Source organism: Bradyrhizobium iriomotense, from assembly GCF_030160715.1.
Taxonomy (GTDB): Bacteria; Pseudomonadota; Alphaproteobacteria; order Rhizobiales; family Xanthobacteraceae; genus Bradyrhizobium; species Bradyrhizobium iriomotense.
Genome location: NZ_BSOW01000157.1, coordinates 1 through 591, shown reverse-complemented (window position 1 = coordinate 591; position 591 = coordinate 1). Strand labels below are relative to the sequence as shown.

Genomic DNA, 591 nt, shown 5'->3' with positions numbered 1-591 from the left:
TAAAGCCGTTCTCGGGATCGGAGGCGGCGCCGTCGTCGATCTTCAAAAGCTTCTTCAGGTGGATCAGCGGCAGCAGCTTGTTGCGCAGGCGCAGCACCGCGGTGTCCTTGATGCGCTCGATGCGGTGCTCGGAGTTGGCGCGGGCACGGACCAGCTCGACCACAGACAATTGCGGAATGGCAAAGCGGTCGCCGCCGGCCTCCACGATCAGGGCGGAGACGATGGCGAGCGTCAGCGGGATCTTGATGGTGACGGACGAGCCCTCGCCAGCGACGCTCTTGATGTCGATGGTGCCGCCGATCTGGTCGATATTGGTGCGCACCACGTCCATGCCGACGCCGCGCCCGGAGACCGAGGTGATGGCGGCCGCGGTCGAGAAGCCCGGCGCGAAGATGAACTTGTGAACTTGCGCTTCGCTCATCTTCTCGAGCTCGGCCTCGGTGACAAGACCGCTCGAGAGCGCCTTGGCCTTGATCTTCTCGGTGTTCAGCCCACGGCCGTTGTCGGCGATGCAGATGATGATGTGGCCGCCCTCGTGATAGGCGCTTAGGCGAATGGTGCCCTGCTCGCCCTTGCCACTCGCGAGCCGCT

Annotated in this window: 1 protein-coding gene; it reads right to left on the bottom strand. The window is 64.5% G+C overall.

Going from position 1 to position 591, the window contains the following annotated elements; translation table 11 throughout:
* The coding region (locus QQL28_RS45780; protein ID WP_284276449.1) for a chemotaxis protein CheA at positions 1-591 on the bottom strand (591 nt) is incomplete at both ends.